This is a genomic window from Geomonas subterranea (assembly GCF_019063845.1).
GTDB classification, from domain to species: Bacteria; Desulfobacterota; Desulfuromonadia; order Geobacterales; family Geobacteraceae; genus Geomonas; species Geomonas subterranea.
Map to the genome: position 1 here is coordinate 3,469,402 of NZ_CP077683.1, position 21,534 is coordinate 3,490,935.

The 21,534-nt window shown below is 62.5% G+C and carries 18 protein-coding genes; 6 read left to right on the forward strand and 12 right to left on the reverse strand.

What is annotated here, in order from left to right:
* Window positions 1–38 precede the first annotated feature (38 nt).
* Genes KP001_RS15110 through KP001_RS22060 form a run of 4 tightly spaced genes read right to left on the reverse strand, consistent with a single transcriptional unit; the run spans window position 39 to window position 3,544 of the window.
* Window positions 39–1,325, reverse strand: a complete 1,287-nt coding sequence (locus KP001_RS15110) for a nitrite/sulfite reductase (protein ID WP_217286422.1) — start codon at window positions 1,323–1,325, stop codon at window positions 39–41.
* A gap of 37 nt (window positions 1,326–1,362) precedes the next feature.
* Complete coding sequence (locus KP001_RS15115; RefSeq protein WP_217286423.1) at window positions 1,363–2,592, reverse strand: GGDEF domain-containing protein; 1,230 nt, start codon at window positions 2,590–2,592, stop codon at window positions 1,363–1,365.
* Window positions 2,593–2,630: 38 nt separating this feature from the next.
* The gene (locus KP001_RS22055) at window positions 2,631–3,179 is read right to left on the reverse strand and encodes a cytochrome b5-like heme/steroid binding domain-containing protein (protein WP_239027797.1); all 549 of its coding nucleotides are present in this window, start codon (window positions 3,177–3,179) and stop codon (window positions 2,631–2,633) included.
* Window positions 3,161–3,544, reverse strand: a complete 384-nt coding sequence (locus KP001_RS22060) for a hypothetical protein (protein WP_239027798.1) — start codon at window positions 3,542–3,544, stop codon at window positions 3,161–3,163. Before KP001_RS22060 ends, KP001_RS22055 begins: the two co-directional genes overlap by 19 nt.
* Before the next feature lie 227 nt (window positions 3,545–3,771).
* On the opposite strand from KP001_RS22060, the gene pepN reads away from it, so the two are divergent.
* Window positions 3,772–6,411 (forward strand): aminopeptidase N, encoded by a 2,640-nt coding sequence (gene pepN, locus KP001_RS15125; protein WP_217286424.1) that lies wholly within the window; start codon window positions 3,772–3,774, stop codon window positions 6,409–6,411.
* Between the two features lie 92 nt (window positions 6,412–6,503).
* On the opposite strand, the gene corA is transcribed toward pepN, so the two are convergent.
* The 5 genes from corA to msrB all read right to left on the reverse strand — a co-directional run bounded on the left by corA (window position 6,504) and on the right by msrB (window position 11,505).
* Complete coding sequence (gene corA, locus KP001_RS15130) at window positions 6,504–7,568, reverse strand: magnesium/cobalt transporter CorA (protein WP_217286425.1); 1,065 nt, start codon at window positions 7,566–7,568, stop codon at window positions 6,504–6,506.
* A gap of 186 nt (window positions 7,569–7,754) precedes the next feature.
* Window positions 7,755–8,225, reverse strand: coding sequence for an EVE domain-containing protein (locus KP001_RS15135; protein WP_217286426.1), 471 nt, complete (start codon window positions 8,223–8,225; stop codon window positions 7,755–7,757).
* Window positions 8,226–8,377: 152 nt separating this feature from the next.
* Window positions 8,378–10,108 (reverse strand): DNA polymerase/3'-5' exonuclease PolX, encoded by a 1,731-nt coding sequence (polX, locus tag KP001_RS15140; RefSeq protein ID WP_217286427.1) that lies wholly within the window; start codon window positions 10,106–10,108, stop codon window positions 8,378–8,380.
* A 111-nt stretch (window positions 10,109–10,219) separates the two neighbouring features.
* A complete protein-coding gene (gene msrA / locus KP001_RS15145) occupies window positions 10,220–10,825 on the reverse strand; it encodes a peptide-methionine (S)-S-oxide reductase MsrA (RefSeq protein ID WP_217286428.1) in 606 nt (201 codons plus the stop codon).
* Window positions 10,826–10,989: 164 nt separating this feature from the next.
* A complete protein-coding gene (msrB, locus tag KP001_RS15150; protein ID WP_217286429.1) occupies window positions 10,990–11,505 on the reverse strand; it encodes a peptide-methionine (R)-S-oxide reductase MsrB in 516 nt (171 codons plus the stop codon).
* Between the two features lie 200 nt (window positions 11,506–11,705).
* On the opposite strand from msrB, the gene KP001_RS15155 reads away from it, so the two are divergent.
* The 4 genes from KP001_RS15155 to sucD all read left to right on the forward strand — a co-directional run bounded on the left by KP001_RS15155 (window position 11,706) and on the right by sucD (window position 14,945).
* Complete coding sequence (locus KP001_RS15155) at window positions 11,706–12,203, forward strand: hypothetical protein (RefSeq protein ID WP_217286430.1); 498 nt, start codon at window positions 11,706–11,708, stop codon at window positions 12,201–12,203.
* Window positions 12,204–12,223: 20 nt separating this feature from the next.
* Window positions 12,224–12,544 carry a hypothetical protein gene (locus KP001_RS15160; protein ID WP_217286431.1) on the forward strand — a complete coding sequence of 107 codons (321 nt, stop codon included), beginning with the start codon at window positions 12,224–12,226 and terminating at the stop codon, window positions 12,542–12,544.
* 223 nt (window positions 12,545–12,767) lie between these two features.
* Entirely contained in the window at window positions 12,768–13,925 is a 1,158-nt protein-coding gene (gene sucC / locus KP001_RS15165; protein WP_217286432.1) for an ADP-forming succinate--CoA ligase subunit beta, read from the forward strand.
* 126 nt (window positions 13,926–14,051) lie between these two features.
* Window positions 14,052–14,945 carry a succinate--CoA ligase subunit alpha gene (gene sucD, locus KP001_RS15170; RefSeq protein ID WP_217286433.1) on the forward strand — a complete coding sequence of 298 codons (894 nt, stop codon included), beginning with the start codon at window positions 14,052–14,054 and terminating at the stop codon, window positions 14,943–14,945.
* Window positions 14,946–15,170: 225 nt separating this feature from the next.
* Here the strand turns inward: sucD and KP001_RS15175 are convergent, their stop codons facing one another.
* Window positions 15,171–16,034, reverse strand: a complete 864-nt coding sequence (locus KP001_RS15175) for an epoxyqueuosine reductase (protein ID WP_217286434.1) — start codon at window positions 16,032–16,034, stop codon at window positions 15,171–15,173.
* 256 nt (window positions 16,035–16,290) lie between these two features.
* On the opposite strand from KP001_RS15175, the gene KP001_RS15180 reads away from it, so the two are divergent.
* On the forward strand, window positions 16,291–17,475 hold the full coding sequence (locus tag KP001_RS15180) for a methyl-accepting chemotaxis protein (RefSeq protein WP_217286435.1): 1,185 nt from the start codon (window positions 16,291–16,293) through the stop codon (window positions 17,473–17,475).
* Between the two features lie 93 nt (window positions 17,476–17,568).
* Here the strand turns inward: KP001_RS15180 and KP001_RS15185 are convergent, their stop codons facing one another.
* Together KP001_RS15185 and KP001_RS15190 are read right to left on the reverse strand one after the other, a co-directional pair.
* Entirely contained in the window at window positions 17,569–19,857 is a 2,289-nt protein-coding gene (locus KP001_RS15185; RefSeq protein ID WP_217286436.1) for a serine protein kinase PrkA, read from the reverse strand.
* Window positions 19,858–19,871: 14 nt separating this feature from the next.
* Window positions 19,872–21,497, reverse strand: a complete 1,626-nt coding sequence (locus tag KP001_RS15190; RefSeq protein WP_217286437.1) for a SpoVR family protein — start codon at window positions 21,495–21,497, stop codon at window positions 19,872–19,874.
* Window positions 21,498–21,534: the final 37 nt, after the last annotated feature.

The following is a 21,534-nucleotide window of genomic DNA, read 5'->3' on the forward strand; positions in this document are numbered from 1 at the left end:
GGGGGGAGAGGGTAGGCAATGCCGGCGTTGAACGGCGTCTAGATCTCTTTCACCGCCGCCAGCAGCTCGGTCAGGTTGAGCCCCTGCCGGACCGGCTCGGCGAACTCGCCCGCACCGGCGCGGTAGAGGTCGAAATGGGGCGCCTTGCCGGCCTGGTCGTTCACCAGGCGGGAGGCGACGATCCCCGCCTGCGCGAGTTGCGGCTGGGCGCAGCAGTTCGGGCAGCCGGAGATGGCCCAGCTGAGCTGAAGCGCCCCTTCCCCGAGCTCGGCCACCACCGCCGCCGCGACGTCGCGGGTCGGGGCGAGCCCCATGATGCACTCGTGGTTGCCGGGGCAGACCCGGAACACCACCCGCCCGGCGGCGTTTTCCGCCGCGAATCCGGCGTCGGCCAGCGCCTTGAGCGCCTCGGCCCGGTCGCTTCCCTGGACCAGGTGCATCTCCACGGTCTGGTTACCGGTGATCATCAGCATCCCGCCACAGAACCTGCCGGCAATTTCCGCCAGCGCGGCCAGCCCTTCGGCGGCCAGCTCCCCCGCGAAGACGTATGCCTCCAGGCGGTCCTCATCCGCAGCCGGCACCGGCACGAGGCTCCCGGTCAGGGTAGGCGCGGTCGGCAGCTCCTCGAGCGCCTCTCCCAGCACCCTGCGCCTGAATTCCTCCTGCCCGATCTGGCGCACGAGGTGCTTCAACCGCTTGGGCGGCGGGGTGTTCGCTTCGTATTCCACCAGCACCCGCTCTATCAGCGGTATCAGGGCGTCCCCGGCCACCCCTTGCGCCAGCAGGAATCCGGGCTGCGGCTCCCGTCCGAGCCCGCCGGCCGCGTACACGTCGTAACGCGCACCGCCGTCATCGGAAACGGCCGGGACGAAGGCCAGGTCCTGGATCAGGTGCCTTTTGCTCGTCGTGTCCGCCTCGACGCCTATCTTGAACTTCTTGGGAAGCTTCTCGAAACGGGGGTTCCCCGTGAAATGCCGGTGTATCTTTCTCACCAGAGCCTCGAGGGCCGGAGCTCCCGCGGCGCCTAAGCTGCCGCAGATGACGCCGCGCACCGCGCCGCCGCAGGCGCCGCGGTTGTACAGCCCGACCTGGGCCAGCTGGGCGGCCACCACCGGAAGTTCCGCCTCGGTGAGCCAGTGCAGTTCGATGCTCCCGCGAGTCGTCAGGTGGGCCACCCCGCGGGCATACCGCCCGGCCAGCTGCGCCACCTTGAGCGCCTGATCGGCCGAGATGATGCCGGCGGGAAGCTTGACGCGCTGCATGAAAAATTCCTTCTGGCGCTGGGGGTAGATCCCCTCGAGGCGCAGGTTCTTGTCTAAGGTCATGGAACAACAGCCTCCTGGCTAGTCTTTACATCTTCTTCTACACCACCAGATCCCGGCCGCCGCTCTTGGCCTGGTACAGGTTCAGGTCGGCGCGCTTCAACACCTGCAAGAGGTCGTCATCATCCTGTAGGACGTTGGCGACACCCGCGCTGGCGGTGATCCGCATCGGGTTGCCATCCACCACGAAGGGCTCCTCGCGGATCAGGGACCAGATCTTGTGCGCCACGCTGAGGGTCTGTTCCCGGTCCGAGCCCGGCAGCACCACGAGGAACTCCTCGCCACCGAAGCGCCCCACGGAATCGTAGCTGCGCAACGAGGAGATGACCCTCTCGGCGAACAGCTGCAGCAGGTGATCCCCCGCCAGGTGGCCGTAGCGGTCGTTGACCTGCTTGAAGTGGTCGATGTCGATCATGATGAAACCGACTTCCGCGTCGGCCAGCCCCTTCTCCCTGCGGCGCAGGGCGCGCGCGAACTCCCTGCGCCCGATCAGCTCTATCTGCCTCTTGTTGAAGGTACCGGTCAGCCCGTCGATAAGGGTCTGCTTCCTGAGGACCTCCTGGGTCTCCTTCAGTTCGTTGGTGCCGCTTTTTATCAGCACGAACGAGAAGCCGAAGACCACCATCAGGATGGCGCACAGAGACCCCACGGACATGATCGCCGCATTCATGGTCTGCTGGCGGTACTTGGTGACGTCGATGTAGACCTCGAAACTGCCGATCACCCTGCCGCGGGCGCGGATCGGGATGTAGGTCTCCACCACGTCCACGTTGAACTTCAGCTCGTCGGCCAGGTCCTTCACCTCTTCCTTGCGCTCGAGCTTGGAATCGAAGGCGCCGGCCAGGGCCCGGGCAAGCCTGTAGTTGCCGCGGTTGACCTCGCCGATCAGCTTCGCCTCGGTGCTGTAGACGATGCGGTAATCGGAGGAGTAGATCTTGATCTTGACGATGTCGAAGGGGCTGAGGAATTTCCTGAGATCCCGGTCCAGTACCGCGAAGTTGGCCGGTGACACCTCCACGGCGAAGGTGCCGTCTTTGCTGGCCACGGTGAAGCGCGCACGCTCGTCCTCGGACAGGGCGGAGCTCACCTTGATCGCATCATCCTCCGCACTGTCTATCACGTTCTTTTGCAACACGCGGTAGAAGGCGAAGCCCGCGAGCGAGGTGATCGCGATGATGGAAACGAGGGCGACGGAGACGAACAGGCGCAGCAGGGAATCCGGATCCTTTTTCGCGTCCGCACGGGGGAATATGTTGCGGAATAGCTTCACGGTCAATCCTTGTCCCGGCAGGGCCGGGAGCGATGCTGTCAGGCCCAGCGCCAGAGCGAGAGGATCAGCACGATCAAAAATACGATGGTCAGATTCATGTACGCCATGAAGAAGAAGACCCGTTCATGCAACGGGGCCTTACGCTGGGTCACGTCCGCCAGGGCGCCCACCTCGGGCATCAGCAGCACCTTTTCGGCGCCGTGCGGCGCCAGCTTGAGCGCCTCGCTCAGGTCCTCGCCTGCGTGGTGGCGCCCCATGTGTACCCCCTGCTTCCAGAGACGGCTGCCGGTCGCATCGTAGAGCTTCCCTTCACAGGCGAAGTACGCCGGGCGCCCCTCTTTCCCGTCGAAGGAGGAAAGCTCGTCGAGGGTCAGTTCCTTGCCGGCGGGGAGCGCCACCGGCTCCCTCCGCTTGGCCTTCAGCTTGGGCCCGATGAAGAGCACCACGTAGGTCGCCGAGAGGACCATCACCAGGTAGAGGAAGATCTTGACGAGAAGCAGCACCCCGAAGCGGGTATGCAGCAGCATGTCCAGTGAAGTGACCCGGAAGTGGGTCAGGAGGGTCCCGGTTATCCCCATAACCACCATGGAGAGAACCCCGACCTTGACCTCGCCCCGGGGGAGTCCCCCGCGGCGTAAGCCGGCTTCAGGACCAGGTGCACGTAGAGGATGGTACCGAACCAGAGGATCGCGGTCAGCATGTGGAGGTAACCGGCCAGGAAACGCACCACCTTGGCCGCCGGGGCGACACGCGGCGCCTCGTTTTGGACGGCGCGCGAGGCGGCAAACTCCTTTCCCGCCGCCGTCAGCTCGCCGCCGCCCGCCGGGTCCACATGGCAGGCATTGCAGCTTTTCCCGGTTTGCTGTGCGTAAAGTTCCGTCGCGGATGAGGAGGTCGGAGCGGCAAGGCAGGCAAAAAGCAGAAAAAGTGGCAAAAGAAGCAGACGTTTCATGCGGACTGTATAGCTTTATTCACCAGTAAAGTCAACATATTGGGGCGTCACCTGTCCGAGCCGCGCCGCCCCCTGCCGGCCGGACGGTCATGACGGTTACCCAAACCTGCAGCATCATTCACCTAATTCACGTCTCCACCTCCAGCAAAGATTGAAAAGACGCACACATCCCGGTACAATAACACCCTTGCCCCAGGCCATTAACGTCCAACAAAAGAGGGAACGCCATGTCACACTGCCAGCACCAGACCATCCACCAGAAAGACTACAAGGTTCCCGACTACCTCATAGACACGGTGGAGCTCGCTTTCGATCTCGACCCGGAAGACACGCGGGTCGTTTCCCGGCTTGCCGTCCGCAGCAACCATGACCGGGGCGAGGGTGTCCGCCCTCTGGTTCTGGACGGCGAGGAACTCACCCTGCTGTCACTCAAGCTGGACGGGGCCGAACTGGAAGAGGGGGCGTACCGGGTCGACGAAAATTCCCTGGTGCTTGCGGCCCCTCCCGGGGAGTTCCTCCTCGAAATCGAGACCCGGGTCCACCCGAAGAAAAACAGCGCCCTCTCCGGCCTGTACGCCTCGGGTCCGATGCTCTGCACGCAGTGCGAGGCCGAGGGGTTCAGGCGGATCACCTATTTCACCGACCGCCCCGACGTCATGGCCGTCTACACCGTGACCCTGCGGGGCGACAAGGCGGCCTGCCCCGTGCTTCTGGCCAACGGCAACCTGGTCGAAAAGGGAGACCTCCCTGACGGGCGCCACTTCGCGGTCTGGCACGATCCCTTCAAGAAGCCGAGTTACCTCTTCGCGGTGGTGGCCGGGGATCTGGTCCACATCGCCGACCGCTTCACCACCATGAGCGGCCGGGAGGTGCGGCTCGAGATCTACGTCGAGGAGCGCAACCGCGACAAGTGCGAACACGCCCTCCGGTCCCTGATGAGCGCCATGCGCTGGGACGAGGAGCAGTTCGGCCGCGAGTACGACCTGGACACCTACATGGTGGTGGCCGTGGACGACTTCAACATGGGGGCCATGGAAAACAAGGGGCTCAACGTCTTCAACTCGCGCTACGTACTGGCAAGCCCCGAAAGCGCCACCGACGACGACTACCAGGCCATCGAGGAGGTGATCGGCCACGAGTATTTCCACAACTGGACCGGCAACAGGATTACCTGCCGTGACTGGTTCCAGCTCTCGCTGAAGGAAGGGCTCACCATCTTCCGCGACCAGGAGTTCTCCGCCGACATGCAGTCGCGCCCGGTCAAAAGGATCGCCGACGTGCGGAGCCTGCGCAGCGCGCAGTTCTCCGAGGACGCCGGCCCCCTGGCCCATCCGGTGCGCCCCGAATCCTACGTTGAGATCAACAACTTCTACAGCATGACCGTGTATCACAAGGGAGGCGAGGTGATCCGGATGCTGCAGACCCTTCTGGGGCGCGAGGCCTTCCGGGCAGGCATGGACCTGTACTTCGAGCGCCACGACGGGCAGGCGGTGCGGGTGGACGAGTTCGTCCAGGCGATGGCGGACGCCGGCAAGCGCGACCTCTCCCAGTTCATGCTCTGGTACGATCAGGCGGGGACCCCGGTTTTGACGGTCAGCGACGATTACCGCCCCGACGGGAGCTACACCCTGACCGTGACCCAGAGCTGCCCGCCGACTCCGGGCCAGCCGGAGAAGAAGCCTTTCCACATCCCGCTCGCCATGGGGCTTTTGGACCGGGAAGGAAACGAGCTGCCGCTCAAGCTTTCGTGGGAGTCGGAACCGGCGGGGAAAACGCGGGTCCTCGAGCTGAGACGGGAGACGGAAACCTTCACCTTCGTCGGACTCAAGGATCGCCCCGTGCCGTCGCTTTTACGCAACTTCAGCGCCCCGGTGAAGCTGGTGTGCCCGTACAGCGACGATGACCTCACCCTGCTGATGACTAACGACAGCGATCCCTTCGTGCGCTGGGAGGCGGGACAGATCCAGGCGGTGAAGCTGATCATGGAGCTGATCGCCGACATCCGGGGGGGGCGGGAAGCGCAGGTGCCGGAGCGCTTCATCGAGTCCTTCAGAAGGCTCCTTTCCGACGACCGCCAGGACCGTGCCTTCCTGGCCGAGACGCTCGCCCTCCCCACCGAGAGCTACCTCGCCGAGCAGATGGCGGTGATCGACCCCGACGCGATTCACCAGGCGCGGGAGCTGGTGCGGGCCGCGGTAGGGCAGAGGCTCGGCGCGGAGCTCGCCGCCGTGCGGAAAGCCTGCGCCCCCAAGGCCCCCTACCGCCCCGACGACGGGCTCGCCGGCTGCCGCAGGCTCAAAAACCTCTCCCTTTCCTACCTGATGGCGGCGGGGGGGCAGGAAGCCATCGACGCCTGCATTGCCCAGTTCAAAAGCGCGGACAACATGACCGACAGCCTGGGAGCCCTCTCCCCGCTGGCCAACTGCGCCTGCCCCGAGCGCGAGGAGGCGTTCGCTTCCTTCTACCAGTGCTGGCGCGGCGACCGCGGCGTGATCGACAAGTGGTTCTCCCTGCAGGCCTCTTCGCGTCTGCCCGACACGATGGACCGGGTGCTGGCGCTTTTGGAGCACCCCGACTTCGACGTCCGCAACCCGAACCGGGTCCGCTCGCTGGTGGGTGCCTTCAGCCAGGGGAACCAGGTTCGTTTCCACGACGTGAGCGGCAGGGGATACCGCTTCCTTGGCGACCAGATCCTGCGTCTGAACGGGATCAACCCGCAGATCGCCGCCCGTATGCTCACCCCTTTCAGCCGCTGGCGCCGCTTCGACCCGGCACGCCAACAGCTCATGAAAAAGGAACTGGAGCGCATCCTGGCCGAGCCCGGCCTGGCGCGGGACGTCTACGAACTGGCGGCCAAGAGCCTGTAGCGGCTGATGCGCCGAGCGACAAAAAAAGCGTCGTCCCTGGATGGGGCGACGCTTTTTTGTCATTTCTGGGGAACGCGGGGCGGGAGGGAGAGCTACAGCCAGCGCTTGTTTTTGAAATAGACCAGCATCCCCCCGGCCAGCACGAGGCAGATGACGAACACGACCGGATAGCCATAGCTCCACTCCAGCTCGGGCATGTGCTTGAAGTTCATGCCGTACCACCCCACGACGAAGGAAAGGGGCATGAAGATGGTCGCGATGATGGTGAGGACCTTCATCACCTCGTTGAGACGGTTGGAGACGCTGGAAAGGTAGATGTCCAGCATGCCCGAGAGCATCTCGCGCAGGGTCTCCAGGGTGTCGAGCACCTGGACGGTGTGGTCGTAGAGGTCGCGCAGGTAGATGACCGTGGTGTCGCGGATCAACTGTGAATCGCGGCGCTGCAGGCTGCTCGCCACCTCGCGCAGCGGCCAGAACGCCTTGTGCAGGAAGAGCATCTGACGCTTGAGCCGGTAGATAGTCTGGACGGTCGCCGTGGTGGGGTTGTCGATCAGTTCGTCCTCGACGTCCTCGATCCGGTCCGCGAGCTTCTCGAGGATCAGGAAGTAGTGGTCCACGATCACGTCCAAAAGGGCGTGCAGCAGGAAGTCCGGCCCCATCGCCCGCAGCCGCGCCTTCTCGTTGACCAGCCGGGCGCGCACCTGTTCGAACACATCCCCTTCGAGCCCCTCCTGGAACGAGATGAGGTAATTCTGTCCCAGCACCAGGCTCACCTGCTCGCTCTTGATCTCCCCCGTCCCGTCATCGACCCCCAGCATCTTGAGCACCACGTAGAGGTATTCCCCGTAGTCGGCCGCCTTGGGGCGCTGGTCCGTGGCCAGTATGTCCTCGAGGACCAGCGGGTGGATCCCGTAGCAGCTTCCGAAATGTCGCAGTACCTCGACGTCCGAGAGCCCCTCCACGTTGATCCAGGTGACCCCGGGGATACCTTTTTTGATCAGGCACTCGTCCAGCGCGGTGACCGGGCGCTTTTCCAGGCGGGTCTCGTCGTACTGCACCAGATCGACCCTGGTCGCGCCCCCCTTGTCACGCCCCATGTGGATCAACGTGCCGGGGGCAAGCCCTGCCTTTTTAGAGCGGTGCTTTATCGATGTCATGACACTCCTGAAACGGCAGAAGCCGTTCTACGTTCTACGTTCAAAGTCAAAGTTTGCAGCGAGGCCAGTCCCATCCCTCTCCCTCTGGGAGAGGGTGCCCGTAGGGCGGGTGAGGGAGGGGGGACAAGCGTCACCTGCCGGATTAGCTGCGCCCTCACCCGGAGCTCATCCTGGATCAGAGAAGACTTAAGGGTGGAGGCCGGCCAGCGTCATGATCCGGTCCCACTCTTCCTTGCGCACCGGCTGCACCGACAGGCGGCTGCGGTTCAGTAGCGCCATCTCCGAGAGTTCGGGGATAGTCTTCAGTTCAGAAAGGGTAACGGGCCGCGGCAACTCACGCACGAACCGCACATCCACCATGTACCAGGTTGGCTTCTCCGGCGTGCTCTTGGGATCGAAGTACTTGCTGTTCGGGTCGAAGGAGGTGAAGTCGGGGTAGCCCCCCCTGACCACCTCCGCGATCCCCACCACCCCGGGCTCCGTGACGTTACTGTGATAGAAGAGCACCCGGTCGCCGACCTGGATCTGGTCACGCAGGAAGTTACGCGCCTGGAAGTTCCGGACGCCGTCCCAGTGCTCCGTGGCACCGGGACGGTTCTTGAGGTCATCGAGGGAGAAGCTGGTGGGTTCGCTCTTGAAGAGCCAGTAGTTGGGCATGTTGCTTTCCTTTCTCATCGTCTCTAGGTGGCGAGGGGGGGGAGGGGACTGCCTGTAGGGGCGAATAATCATTCGCCCAGCCCGGCGTGCCCCTCCTCTAATGCCCGCAACCACGCAACGGGCGGCAGCATCGGGCGAATAATTATTCGCCCCTACGGGTGTCCGTGTTTCTTGCGTTTCAACAGTTTCAACAGCTCATCCGCCGTAAGCGTATTGAGCACGTCCTCCCGCTCCAGCCATCCACGCTGGGCGACCGCGATGCCCCAGGGGAGGGTATCGAACTGGAGCTTCGCGTGGGTGTCCGTGTTGATCGCGATCTTCACCCCCAGCTCCTTGGCGCGGCGCACGTAGCGGTCCTCCAGGTCGAGACGCAGCGGGTAGGAGTTGATCTCCAGCGCCGTCCCGGTTTCCCTGGCAACCTGGAGCACCTCCTCCATGTCCAGCTGGTACCCCTCCCGCTCTCCGATGATGCGTCCGGTGGGATGCGCGATGATGTGCACGTAGGGGTTCCTCATGGCGGCCACGATGCGCGCGGTCATGACTTCCCTGGAGTTGTTGAAACCGGAGTGGATGGATGCTACCACCACGTCGAGTTCCTTGAGCACCTCGTCCGGGAAATCCAGCGTCCCGTCGCCGTGGATGTCCATCTCGGTGCCGTGCAGCAACCGGAACCCCTTCAGATCGCGGTTCAACTCACGGATCTCCTCCTGCTGCTCGCGGAGCCGCTCCACGGTCAGGCCGCGGGCCACCCCGAGCCCCTGGGAATGATCAGTCACCGCGATGTACGAAAGCCCCCGCAGCCGGGCCGCCTCCGCCAGCTCCGCGATGGCATGGGCGCCGTCGCTCCAGCGGGAATGGACGTGCAGGTCACCGGTTATCTGCTCCCTGGTGATCAGCTGCGGCAGTTTCCCGGCCTGCGCCGCCTCGATCTCGCCGCGGTCTTCACGCAGCACCGGCGGCACGAAGGGAAGCTCCAGCAGACGATAGACGTCCTCCTCGTTCTCCCCTCCCAGGCGCACGTTGTCCTCCTCGCGGAAGATACCGTACTCGTTGATCTTCAGTCCCCGTTTCTGCGCCATCTCCCGCAACCGGACGTTGTGGGCCTGGCTTCCGGTCAGGTAGGCGAGCGCGGCGCCGTAGGAGAGAGGCTCCACCACGCGCAGATCGACCTGCACCCCTTCCCGGATGGTCACGCTGGCCCTGGTCGGGCCGCGCATGATGACGTCGTGCACCTGGGCCAGGTTCAGGAAGGCCTCCATGACGCCCGCCGGATCGGGAGAGGTCGCCACGATGTCGATGTCCTTGATGCTGTCGCGCCGGCGCCTGATGCTCCCCGCCACCTCGATCCGCTCCAGCGGCGCCTGCTGCTTGAGCGCCGCCACCAGCTCTTCCGCTGCCGGGAGCATACGTCCCAGCGGTTGCCGCTCCCGGCCCCGCTTGACCGCCTGGATTCCCTTGAGGATGTTCTCCTCGGTCTTTTCCTTGATCCCCTTGATGCCGATCAGCCGGTGTTCCTGTGCCGCCCGCTCCAGCTCCTCGAGGCTGCTGATGCGCAACGCCTCGTATATCGCCTTCGCGGTCTTCGGCCCCAGGTCGGGCACGGCCAGCATGGTGAAGACGCCGGCCGGAACCTCCTTTTTCAGCTCCTCGAAGTGCGCCGTGGTTCCGGTTTGCAGATATTCCTCGATACGTGCGGCCAAGTCCGCACCCACCCCCGGAATCTCCAGGAGCTCCTTGTGCGACATCTGGGCCAGATCACGGTTCAGCCCGTCCAGGTTGAGCGCCGCCCGGCGGTAGGCCCTGATCTTGAAGATGTTGTCCTGCCGGATCTCCATGATGTTCGCGATCTCTTCGAACATCCGGGCTATCTCTCGGTTCTTCATAGAATCCCCCGGCACCCACCGAGTTCTATGCTCTACGTTCTACGTTAAAACCCGTGCCGATCCTTGGTAAAAGTCCCCCTTTGGCAAAGGGGGATTTAGGGGAATTTGCCCTCACTTCCCGGCCTGGTCCCCCCAGAGTTCCTTGAGCCGGTGATCACGGCCGCAGCTCAAGCGGTAGTAAGAATACCGCAGAGGATTCTTCTTGTAGTAATGCTGGTGATATTCTTCGGCCGGGTAGAACTCGGTCGCCGCAACGATCTCGGTCTGGATGGGCGCCTTCAACTGCCTGCTCTTCTCCAGTGCCTGTTTGGACTGCAGGGCCAGGCGTTTCTGCTCCTCGTTGTGATAGAAAATGGCGCTCCGGTACTGGTGCCCGACGTCGCAGAACTGGCGATCTTTCACGGTCGGGTCGATGTTGTGCCAGTAATGGCTGAGCAGCTTGTCATAGCTGATCTTCGCCGGATCGTAGAGCACCTGCACCGATTCCGCGTGGCCGGTGCCCCCTGCGGATACCTCTTCGTAGGTCGGGTTCTTCACCTGGCCGCCGGTATAGCCGGACGTCACCGAGACCACCCCCGGCAACTCGTCGAAGGGATGCTCCATGCACCAGAAGCAGCCGCCGGCAAAAGTGGCCTTCTGCAACTGCGCAGCCGACGAGGAACCTGCCAACGCCAGGATGAGCAGAATGGCGCTCGCCAACAATATCGGACCTCTCATGTCAATGCCTCCCCCAAAACCACACCTGCCTCAGCGCAAAGACGGGGAGGCACGGCCCAAGACAAGCAGTCGAAGAGTCTTTGGCAGCTTCCTTTGCACCTCCGCGGCTTGGCGCCTTTGCGTTAGAGCCTTCGGTTTCTCTCTCAGTTTCCCCATTTGCTATCTTACTTGGTGGCCACGAACTGTAGGGCCGCGGAGTTCATGCAGTAGCGCAGCCCCGTCGGTTTGGGACCGTCGTTGAATACGTGTCCCAAATGCCCACCGCAGCGACGGCACAGCACCTCGGTCCGCGTGCTGAAGAAACTGCGGTCGGTTTCGGTCTTCACGTTTTCCTTCACTATCGGCTGGGTGAAGCTGGGCCAACCGGTGCCCGACTCAAACTTGTCCTCTGACTTGAACAGGTCCAGCCCGCACCCGGCGCAGCGGTAGATGCCGTGATCGTGGGTCGCAGCGTACTTGCCGGTAAAGGCCCGCTCGGTCCCCTTTTCCCGAAGGATATGGTACTGCTCCGGGGTGAGTATCTTCTTCCACTCCGCGTTCGTCTTCACTACCTCGTCGGACATGATATAGCTCCCCTTTTCCGCCGAATACACCTTGATACGGGAAGCGGCGTCAGCTTCGATACCAATGGCCGCCGCTACAAAGCATAATAGACCGAGGATGAATTTCGCATTCCTCATGACGTTATCTCCTGCAGGTTATTGAAACATCTCCTCTTGCACAGCCCTTAGGATAACACAGGGGGCGGAATATTGCATGACGGGCTCCTACTGAAGAAAGCGGTGGAAGTGCCGAAAAGTTATCATCCCCTTTTTGGCTTGAATGGGGGCGACTTATCCTTAATAATAGTTGACGTTGCGAGCAACACTTCGGAGGGTACATGAAGGCACTTATTGCAGTCCTGATGTTTTTTATGAGTGCGACGGCCGTTTCCGCCGAGTTCTACACCTGGAAGGATGGCAGCGGGACCAGGTTCTACACCAACAGCCTGAACGAGATTCCCGCCCGGTACCTGAAAAAGGCCCGGGTCCTCGATGTGGCGACCGGCAAGCTGGGAGGATTGGCAACGGCACAGCCGGCCACTCCTGCGGCATCGGCCGCGCCAGCGCGAGGCGCCGCTCCCGCGCCGGCCACTCAACCGCTACTGGTGCAACAAGCCCCGGGTCAGCCGGGAGAAACGGCGCCGGCAGAACCGGCACAGCCGGGTCCGGCCGGCGTGGCGGGCGCTGCAGGTGCTCCCGTAACCGCCCCCCCCCCGACCGCGCCAGTCGTTGCACCCGCTCCCACCGCACAAAACCCGACCCGCCCCGCAGGGAGAATGTCCCGCAGGGAACTGAGGGCACTAGGGAGGCGCAGCAACAATACCGGCGAGGAGTAAGCCGCCGGCAAGGAGCCCTGATGAAAACAGCAACCGTGATGTTCCTTCTGCTGTCACTGGCCGGCACAGCCGGCGCGGACGACCTCGTTTGCCGGGGAAACATCGTCAGCACCCAGGGTGAAGGGATCGTGGCGCGCAAGCACCGCTTCGAGGTCGCCGACGTCACCGGGAGCGACATACAGGACGTCCTGGAAAAGTGCAGGAGGATCGCACTGGAGCGACAGGCACGGGCGGCCCGGAAGAATCCCGGCGGCAACTTCACGTCTGTCTCCGAGGTGGAGTTGCGGTGCGCCAAAGGGACCGAACGGATCGAGGTGCGCCGCAGACTGCAGACCAGGTAGCGGCAACGCGAAAGGAGAACCATCACAAGAGAAGCCCCCCGGGCTTCTCTTTTTTTAATTGTGATACTATTTAGTCTTAATTTGAATTTCCACCCACGTTGTGCCGATAAGAATGCGGGGTGCGTTTCCCGCCGCTCCGCCAGATCCCCACGATATAGACGACTTACCTTCTGATAGCACGCTGCACCAGGCAAAATCCAAAGCTGCACCATAGGAGAACAGGATGAACATTCATGAGTATCAGGCCAAGGAGATACTGAATTCATTCGGCATCCCCATCCCCCGTGGTCGCGTTGCGCTCACCGCCGACCAGGTGGAGCGGGCGGCCAAGGAGATGGGGGGGCGCTGCGTGGTGAAGGCGCAGATCTACGCCGGCGGCCGCGGCAAGGCTGGCGGCGTCAAGCTCGTGCACCATCCGGAGCAGGCCCAGGAATACGCGAAGGAACTGTTCGGCAAGACCCTGGTGACCCCGCAGACCGGCCCGGAAGGGCTCAAGGTGCGGCGCATCCTGGTGGAGGAGGCGGTCGAAATCGCCCGCGAGTTCTACCTCTCCATCACATTGGACCGGAGCACGTCCCGCTACGTCCTGATCGCCTCCGCTGAAGGGGGGATGGAGATCGAGGAGGTCGCGTCGAGGACGCCGGAAAAGATCCATACGCTGGCCATCGACCCCTTCCTGGGGCTCAGATCGTACCAGGCGCGGCAGATCGCCCTGCAGTTGGGTCTCTCCGGGAGCGTCTGCGAGGACTGCGTCAACCTGATCCAGAACCTGTACCGGGTCTGCCTGGAGAAGGACTGCGCGCTGGTGGAGATCAACCCCCTCGTGGTGACCAGGGCCGGCTGGCTCATGGCCATGGACGCCAAGATCACCTTTGACGACAACGCCATCTTCAGACATCGCGAATACCCGGACATGATGGACTACTCCCAGCTCGACCCGCTCGAGATCAACGCCGGGAAATACGACCTCGCCTACATCAAGCTCTCCGGCTCCATCGGCTGCCTGGTCAACGGCGCCGGCCTCGCCATGGCGACCCTGGACGTGCTCAAGGAGTACGGCGGCGAACCTGCCAACTTCCTTGACGTCGGAGGCGGTGCGACGCGCGAGAAGGTGGCCGAGGCCTTCAAAATCATCCTGCAGGACGCGGATGTGAAGGGGATCTTCGTCAACATCTTCGGCGGCATCATGCGCTGCGACGTGATCGCCCACGGCATCATCGAGGCGGCAAGTGAAGTGAACTGCACCCTCCCGATCGTGGTGCGCATGGACGGCAGCCAGGTCGAGGAAGGGAAACGGCTCCTCACCGAGAGCGGCCTGAACGTCCAGTGCAGCGACAACCTGGGGGACGCCGCCTCGAAGATCGTCGGTATGCTGGGATAGCACTCCCCCTCCCTTGACGGGAGGGGGTCGGGGGGTGGGTGAAGCAACAGTCGGAGTGCACTGTGGCGTCCTTCCCCACCCCCTACCCTCCCGCAAGGGGAGGGGATCATATTCGGGAGACAAGTTATGTCCATACTGATCAACAATGCATCCAGGATAGTGGTCCAGGGGATTACCGGCCGCAGCGGCCTCTTTCACACCCAGCAGTGCCGCGAGTACGGCAGCAACATCGTTGCTGGCGTGACACCAGGCAAGGGTGGCATCCACATCGAGGGGATACCGGTCTTCAACACCGTGGCCGAGGCGGTGAAGTACACCAACGCCAACGTCTCCATGATTTTCGTGCCGCCGCCGGGGGCTGCCGACGCCATCCTCGAGTCGGCTGCGGCCGGTCTCGAACTCGCCGTCTGCATCACGGAGGGGATCCCGGTGCGGGACATGGTCCCGGTGAAGGCGGTACTCAAGCAGAGCAAGATGCGTCTGGTAGGACCCAACTGCCCCGGCGTGATCACGCCGGGCGAGTGCAAGATCGGCATCATGCCCGGGCACATCCACAAGCCCGGCAAGATCGGCGTTGTCTCGCGCTCCGGCACCCTCACCTATGAGGCGGTGAAGCAGCTCACCGACGTGGGGCTCGGACAGTCCACCTGCGTCGGGATCGGCGGCGACCCGATCATCGGCATGAACTTCATCGACGTGCTCAAGCTCTTCAACGAAGACCCGGGAACGGAAGGGGTATTCATGATCGGCGAAATCGGAGGATCCGCCGAGGAAGACGCCGCGCACTGGATCGAGGAGCACATGAAAAAACCGGTGGCGGCGTTCATAGCGGGGGTCACCGCGCCGCCGGGCAAGAGGATGGGGCATGCCGGCGCCATCATCACCGGGGGGAAGGGGAAGGCGGAAGACAAGATCCGCACCCTCACCGAGTGCGGCGTCACCGTCGCTTCCAGCCCCACCAAGATGGGGGAGGCGATGCAGGCCGCCCTCGCCGCCAAGGGAAACGGCAAAAAGAAGTGATCCTGCCTGGCGCAGCGTTAAAAAGGGCACCTCCCGGATGGGGGGTGCCCTTTGCTTTGCCTACGCGGCATCTTCCGCCGGATGCGCACATCGTCAACAACATCCCTCACCCGCCCTTCGGGCACCCTCTCCCAGGGGGAGAGGGGACCAGGGGAGGACCTTCGTTAACTCCCGCCCTTTAGGCACCCTCTCCCAGAGGGAGAGGGACCAGGGGGAGGTTCTCCGCTAACTTTCTTCGCCAAGCCTCGCCGCCAGGGGCGAAACCTTGCCCACTGGTATCCGGTCCTCGCACGGAACCTTGGTCTGGCACAGGCCGCAGCCCGTGCAGTGTACCCCGTACCGTTCGCCGACGGCGGCGGGAACCGCTCCATAGACATAGCCGCGGCAGATCCCTTTGTCGTGCCCCTCCCTTGACAGGGCGCCGACCGGACAGCGCCCGATGCACGCTCCGCAGCTCCCCTCCCGATACCAGAGACAGTTGGACCTGTGGTCACTCCAGGGCCGCTTGGACGGCTCGATGGCGAGGTCGGTGACGACACTCCCCAGGCGATGCGCGATCCCGCGCGGCGTGATGAGGGCATCGTTGAGGCTGAAAGTTCCCAGGCCGGCGGCGTAGGCGGCGTGACGCTCGGACCAGGAAGACGCGATCCCGACCGGGGAATCCGGGTACTCACGCCACGCCGGATGCAGCTGTGGAGCGAAGGCGTGATGCCCCGCATCGACCAGGAACCGAACCACCTGGCGGCGCAGGGCCGCGTTGAACGCTTCCCCGTGCTCCCTGGTGAGCGCCCACGCGCGGGAGGGATAGGTCGTCTCGGCGCGGTTGCCGCGTCGGGTCTCTTCAGAGATGGGCAGAGCCCAGCAGATAACGGTGGCAGGCTGCCAGGGCGGGGTTTCTTCCCGCGCCAGTTCCGTCGGGGTGAGATGGAACGAGCCGATCACCGCCTTGTACTGTGTGAAAAGCGGATCATCCGCTGCCGCGAACCCGATCAAAGGCTCAGCGAAATATGGTGCATCGTCTCCCGGGAACCGGTTGCCCCGCTCCTCTCCCACAAAGCTCATGATCATCCGGCAAAGCGTGTCTCTCATCCGTGGCACCTCCTGGAAAAAGAAAAACGGCAATTAACATACCACGTTCTAGGGCGGCGGCCACTTTTTATTGTCAGTACGGGGAGCCGTCCGGTCGAGGCGGCGGCCCTGAATCACATTATTTTCCTCAAATTCGGCACCTTTTGTTTACAGCCCGTCTCAAGTACATACCACTCATCCCGATAAGGGAACTGCATGACTGAAACATCGTTCGGCGGAAGCGGCTATCTGCCGCAGCATCGGCAAGGAGAAGGAAATGAAGGAAATCCTGAATATTTACCTCAACCTCACCATCAAGTTTAGGCTCAGCCTGCTGTGCATCTGCTACAGCCTCTGTCTGGTTGCCACAGCGATTGCCGCCCAAGCCGACTCCCTGCTGATCAAGTATGGCTCCCTCGCCCTCTTCATCCTCCTGGGCGGCATCTTCGGAGCGATTAACATCTGGTCCATCAGGACACCGCTGGTGCGGACCATGAGATACCTGGAGACCATGGCGCAGGGGGACCTGAGCGAAGAGATCGTGGTCAACCGCCGCAACGAGATCAGCGACATGCTGAGGGCCCTGCAGAAACTGCAGGCTTCCATGCGGGGGATGATCCAGGGGATCCAGCAGACCGCAGACGAACTAGCCAGCGCATCCAGTCAACTGAGCAATACCTCGCTCAGGATGGCGGAGGGGACGGTGCACGCTTCGGAGCAGTCCAGCTCCGTCTCCAGCGCCGTCGGAGAGATGGCTGGCGTCAGCAGCGACATCGCGCTCAGCTGCCAAAAGATGGCCGACCGGGCGGGAAGCACCAGCACCGCGACCAGCAAGGGGGAAGAGACCATCACGCGCATGACATCGGTGATGGGAGAGATCGAGCAGATGGTGTCGGGCACGGTCGACGCCGTCAAGGCCCTGGGCGCCAACTCGGACAAGATCGGAAACATCGTGGTCGCCATCGAAGACATCGCCGACCAGACCAACCTCCTGGCGCTCAATGCCGCCATCGAGGCCGCGCGGGCCGGCGAACAGGGACGCGGCTTCGCGGTGGTCGCCGACGAGGTCAGGAGGCTGGCGGAACGCACCACCTCGTCCACCCGCGAAGTGCAGTCGATAATCGCGTCGTTGCAGGGGGATGTGAAAAACGTGGTGGCGCTGATGGAGCGCAGCGCAACCAGTGTCAGAAGCGGCACCGACGACGTACAGCATTCCAGCCACGCCATCGGGACCATCAAGGAACATATCACCCCGCTCTTGGAGTACGTCTCGCAGGTTGCCACCGCGGCCGAACAGCAGTCCGCGACCACCACCAACATCTCCGAGAGCATGCGCCAGATCATCGGGGTGGTGCAGGAAACGGCGGGGGGCGCGCAGGAATCCGCCCGGGCCGCGGAGGATCTCGCCAACTCGGCGCGGTCGCTGCAAAACATGGTGAACCAGTTCAAGGTCGCGGCGTAAAGGCGGGAGTCGTTTAACAGGGATGAAGGGGATGAAAGGGATGAAAGCCCGTTGCTTCGGCTTTCCCCTCTATCCCCTTCATCCCTGTTGGAATCAGACGTGGAATTTGCGGGCGAGATCGTTGTCGATGACGTAAACGCAGATTTCCTTGGCGCACTGCTTGGTGTACTTGAACTTCTCTGAACTGAGGTTGTTGATCAGGAAGGTGACGTCATCCCTGATCCGCTTGTCGTAGGTCTTGAAGGTTTCGGTGTCGAAATCCTTGATGGCACGACGGAAGTTGGCGTTCTCCAGGAACGGCTCCAGAACTTTCTCCTTCAGATTGAAGACGTAACGGTCGTGCAGCGACTGGAACAGCGCGGTATCCTGCGCCCGTTTCCCCTCCACCATGATCTCCTGGGTCAACGTCCTGCCGGTGTACTCGCGCTGGGTCTCCTGCCTGAAAGCGAACCGCGCCTCGTCCTCCACCTTGGCGCCCAGCAGGCGCCGCTCGATCCCCGCCAGAAACTCCTCGGTGATTTCCAGCTTCTCCCCGGTGAACCGGCAGACCTCGACCGCGCCTGGCTCGAAGTTGACCGCGAACATGTAGTGCAGGATGTCGCGCTCGATCTGGGCCTCGTTGTAGTAGTAGAGCGCCTCCTTCACCTCCTGGAGCACCACGTAGTCGTAGTTGTGCACCAGCGATTCCATGAACCCGTCCGGGATCGACTCCTTCAGCTCTTTGTGCCAGCGGGTGAAGAACGTGGACAGGTTGTTCATCGTGATCATCTTGTCCTTTCTGGCATAGGCCGAGTAGAAGTCGGAGAAGATCTTGATCGACTCGCGCCCCGAGAAGCCGTGGTCCCCTTCATGCTCGCTCTCGGCGATGATTTTCTTCCTCCGCTTCGCGTTCAGCCGCTTCCTGTCCTCCTCGGAGAGCCACTCGGGGATGTGCCCGGTATAGATCTCCATCTTCAGGATCTGCAGGTTCTCGTCGCAGTAGAGCCGGTACTTCTCCGGGTCCCCGATCCACTCCAGGAGCGCGTCGGACTTCACGTTCATCCTGGTCGATATGATGACCCGCGCGAAGTTATGCAGCACCCGTGGCAGGAAGCTCGAGTCGATGTGCTTGCCGAAGATGTTGCGGTAGATCTCCACCTCGGTGTTCAGATCCATGACGTAGGGGATGTTGATGAACTCGATGCGGTCCGAGAAGGACTGCACCCCCTCGATGCTCCGCTCGTCCTCGGGGTTCATGAGCGCGATGAACAGGCTGCGCACGTTCTCCTCGATGTCCTCAACCTTGTGGATCCCTTCGCTGATGATGTTGTGCAGCTCCAGGAGCCGCTCGGCGTTGTGGGACTTCACGTCCATGAGGGCATAGATGCCGTTGTTGGTCTTGGCGAAGTTGGAGAAGATGTACTTCACCTCGTTGCTGTCGCCCAAGAGGAGGTCTACCTTCCTCTGCAGCATGTCGTTGGTGAGGATGTTCTGCTTCATCGACTTGTCGCCCGGGTTGAACACCGTGATCCCCTCGCCCAGCCTGCGGTTGAAGCGGTAGGGGCGCACCTTGATCATGCGGAAGATGTCGGTGGGGTCGTCCAGCCGCGCCGAGAGCGCCTGGAATATGGAGGTGCAGATGGTGCAGGGTGAGTCCCGGAACACCCAGTCGTACTCCTTCTCGGTGAAGAGCTTCCATTTGAAGGAATTGTTCTGGAAGACGTCATCGAAAAAGGCGCGCCGCTGGGCCTTGTCGATCATGAGCAGCGGGCTGTCATGGGACGGGCAGGGGACCTCGACCACGTCGCCGCCGCGCAACAAGGCCCGGGTATCGAGGTGGTCGTGGCTCTCCAGTTCGTACTCGTCAAGCAGGTGGGAAAGCTTTTCCACGAAGGCGCTGACCTGGTGCTCCTTGAAGCTTCCCAGGACGCGACGGTCCAGGTGCCAGACCACCTCGTAGGTCCTCCCCTCGTCGGTGCTGGCGTACTCCTCGAACTTCATCAGCACGTTGTTGAGGAACGTGCTCTTGCCCGAGCCCGGAGGCCCCTCGAAGATGTAGATCTTGTTCTGGCGCGCCCCGCTCTTCATGTCGGCGACGTGGCTCATGAAACGGTTCGCGAACAGGCGGTCGGCAAAGAACGGGCGGTCGGAGTTCTGCACGAAGAGCTTGGTGGTATCGTAGGGGACGAAGTTGATGGACTCCGGGTCCTCGGGATATTCGTCGGTTCCGGCGTTGACGTAGCTACTCACCATGTCGTGGAAGAGTTGGAAGATGTTGCGCATCATCCCTTCCGGCTTCTCGGTGACGAGCTGCATGTATTCCTCGAACGACATGTGCGTGGCGTTCTTGTGCTCGACGATGGTGCGGCTCAACTGCTTTATGACTGTCTCTAGATCTGGCATAGTTTATCCGCCTGTCACAGTACCTGCCGGCTGAGGACCTTGTCCTTCATGGTGTACACCACCCGCTGCCAGGTGATTTCTGGCTCTTCCACACCTTCCCGCCCGGAGCTGCCGCGCGGCTGTTCCATCAACGCCTCGCTGGTCTCCAACTGCACCGGCGCCCCCCACAGGTACTCGATGCCGACCATGGTGTTGGCGATGTATTCCGAGACCAGCTGTTTTCCCTCGAAATGGTGTACCAGGTAGAGCATCCCCTCCTCGCCACGCTCCGGTGCAATCTCGATGTGCGGCGGATGGTACAGTGAGGCAAGCACCATATCCCGGTATTCGTTGGCGTCCCGGCTCTTGACGTAGTACTGCCAGACCATGCGCTGCGGGTCGAGCCGCTTGCCGGTCACGAACAGGTCGTAGCGGTTGGTGAACTCCTGGTCCACGAAGTCCTTGATGAAGAGGTAGTCGCAGTAGTTGCTCCTGATCTTGAACAGATATTCGTCGCCTTTGCCCGTCGCGGCATCGAAGTGCTTCCTCTCTTCCCGGTCGGAGAGCCGGTCGAACTCGTAACCGGTCTTCCCCTTGTCGCCGTTCTCCTTCAACTGGTACATGAGCCGCATGCCCAAAGCGTACGGGTTCATGCCGACCCGCGGCATGGAGGTGACGCCGGCATGGACGCGGGCGAAGTCGACCTCGTGCCCCTTGATGCGGTCATCCACCAGGAAGAGCTTCTCGTGCCAGTAGCTCGCCCACCCCTCGTTCATGATCTTGGTACGGATCTGCGGCTGGAAGAAGATCGAGGTCTTTCTTACCACCTCGAGCACGCTGCGCATCCACTGGTTCTCGTCACGCGCCAGAAATTCGGAGTTCTCGATGAGGAACTTCATCAGGTCGCGCCGCTCCACCCGTTTCACGTTCTGGCTCTTGGCGAAGTGCGCCTCCATCTCGGGATACTTGGCAGTCACCTCGGCGAAGAAGATGCGCTCCCCTTCCTCCCTGTTCTGGGCGATGGCCTCGTTGTAGCGCGCCACCTCTTTCAGGTACTCCCCTACCGGAAGCTTCTTCTCGACCTGCAGGAAGACGTCGAAGTAATAGTCCAAGCGGCTCGAGGTGGCGGCCTCCGGCGCCATGAACAGGGGCGAGAGTTCGTCGTGGTAGCCGACCAGGTTGTCGATGGAGCGGGCGAACTCGAGGATGTAGTCCACCCAACGCCCCTTCTCGGCTCTGAGCTTCGCTATCACCCGCTTGTCCGAGAGTGCCTGCCCGGTGAAGTCGTATTCCCAGGTGTGCCTGAAGTAGAGGTTGTTCTGGAAGAAGTCGATGTGGCCCAGCACGTGGTAGAAGATCATCACGTTGAGCCAGTCCGGGTTATTGTCGTTGTAGAACGAGATGGGGGGGCGCGTGTTGATCACGGTCTCGTAGGGGTTGTGCGGGTAAAGCTCGTATTCGCCCTTGCCCCGGAGCACCTCCACGTCGTGCACCCAATAGTCGTACAGGGTCGGGATCATGACCTTTGGCGAGAGCTCGATGAGATCCCGGTTGGTCACGATGTACTCGAGGCTCTCGTCGGTGAAGGAGAGTCCTGCGGCGCGTGCCCGCTCCTTGCACCCTTCCATGATCGCCTTGGTATGTTGGTTGATCAGTTCCATAACCGCCTCTTGCCACCTATCGTCCCCTCCCCCGGAG

Excerpts from the sequence above, each read along its gene's own strand:
- KP001_RS15110 (WP_217286422.1), bottom strand. The coding sequence starts at position 1,325 with ATGACCTTAGACAAGAACCTGCGCCTCGAGGGGATCTACCCCCAGCGC.
- KP001_RS22055 (WP_239027797.1), bottom strand. The coding sequence starts at position 3,179 with ATGGTGGTTATGGGGATAACCGGGACCCTCCTGACCCACTTCCGGGTC.
- KP001_RS22060 (WP_239027798.1), bottom strand. The coding sequence starts at position 3,544 with ATGAAACGTCTGCTTCTTTTGCCACTTTTTCTGCTTTTTGCCTGCCTT.
- pepN (WP_217286424.1), top strand. The coding sequence starts at position 3,772 with ATGTCACACTGCCAGCACCAGACCATCCACCAGAAAGACTACAAGGTT.
- corA (WP_217286425.1), bottom strand. The coding sequence starts at position 7,568 with ATGACATCGATAAAGCACCGCTCTAAAAAGGCAGGGCTTGCCCCCGGC.
- KP001_RS15135 (WP_217286426.1), bottom strand. The coding sequence starts at position 8,225 with ATGCCCAACTACTGGCTCTTCAAGAGCGAACCCACCAGCTTCTCCCTC.
- polX (WP_217286427.1), bottom strand. The coding sequence starts at position 10,108 with ATGAAGAACCGAGAGATAGCCCGGATGTTCGAAGAGATCGCGAACATC.
- msrA (WP_217286428.1), bottom strand. The coding sequence starts at position 10,825 with ATGAGAGGTCCGATATTGTTGGCGAGCGCCATTCTGCTCATCCTGGCG.
- msrB (WP_217286429.1), bottom strand. The coding sequence starts at position 11,505 with ATGAGGAATGCGAAATTCATCCTCGGTCTATTATGCTTTGTAGCGGCG.
- KP001_RS15155 (WP_217286430.1), top strand. The coding sequence starts at position 11,706 with ATGAAGGCACTTATTGCAGTCCTGATGTTTTTTATGAGTGCGACGGCC.
- KP001_RS15160 (WP_217286431.1), top strand. The coding sequence starts at position 12,224 with ATGAAAACAGCAACCGTGATGTTCCTTCTGCTGTCACTGGCCGGCACA.
- sucC (WP_217286432.1), top strand. The coding sequence starts at position 12,768 with ATGAACATTCATGAGTATCAGGCCAAGGAGATACTGAATTCATTCGGC.
- sucD (WP_217286433.1), top strand. The coding sequence starts at position 14,052 with ATGTCCATACTGATCAACAATGCATCCAGGATAGTGGTCCAGGGGATT.
- KP001_RS15175 (WP_217286434.1), bottom strand. The coding sequence starts at position 16,034 with ATGAGAGACACGCTTTGCCGGATGATCATGAGCTTTGTGGGAGAGGAG.
- KP001_RS15180 (WP_217286435.1), top strand. The coding sequence starts at position 16,291 with ATGAAGGAAATCCTGAATATTTACCTCAACCTCACCATCAAGTTTAGG.
- KP001_RS15185 (WP_217286436.1), bottom strand. The coding sequence starts at position 19,857 with ATGCCAGATCTAGAGACAGTCATAAAGCAGTTGAGCCGCACCATCGTC.
- KP001_RS15190 (WP_217286437.1), bottom strand. The coding sequence starts at position 21,497 with ATGGAACTGATCAACCAACATACCAAGGCGATCATGGAAGGGTGCAAG.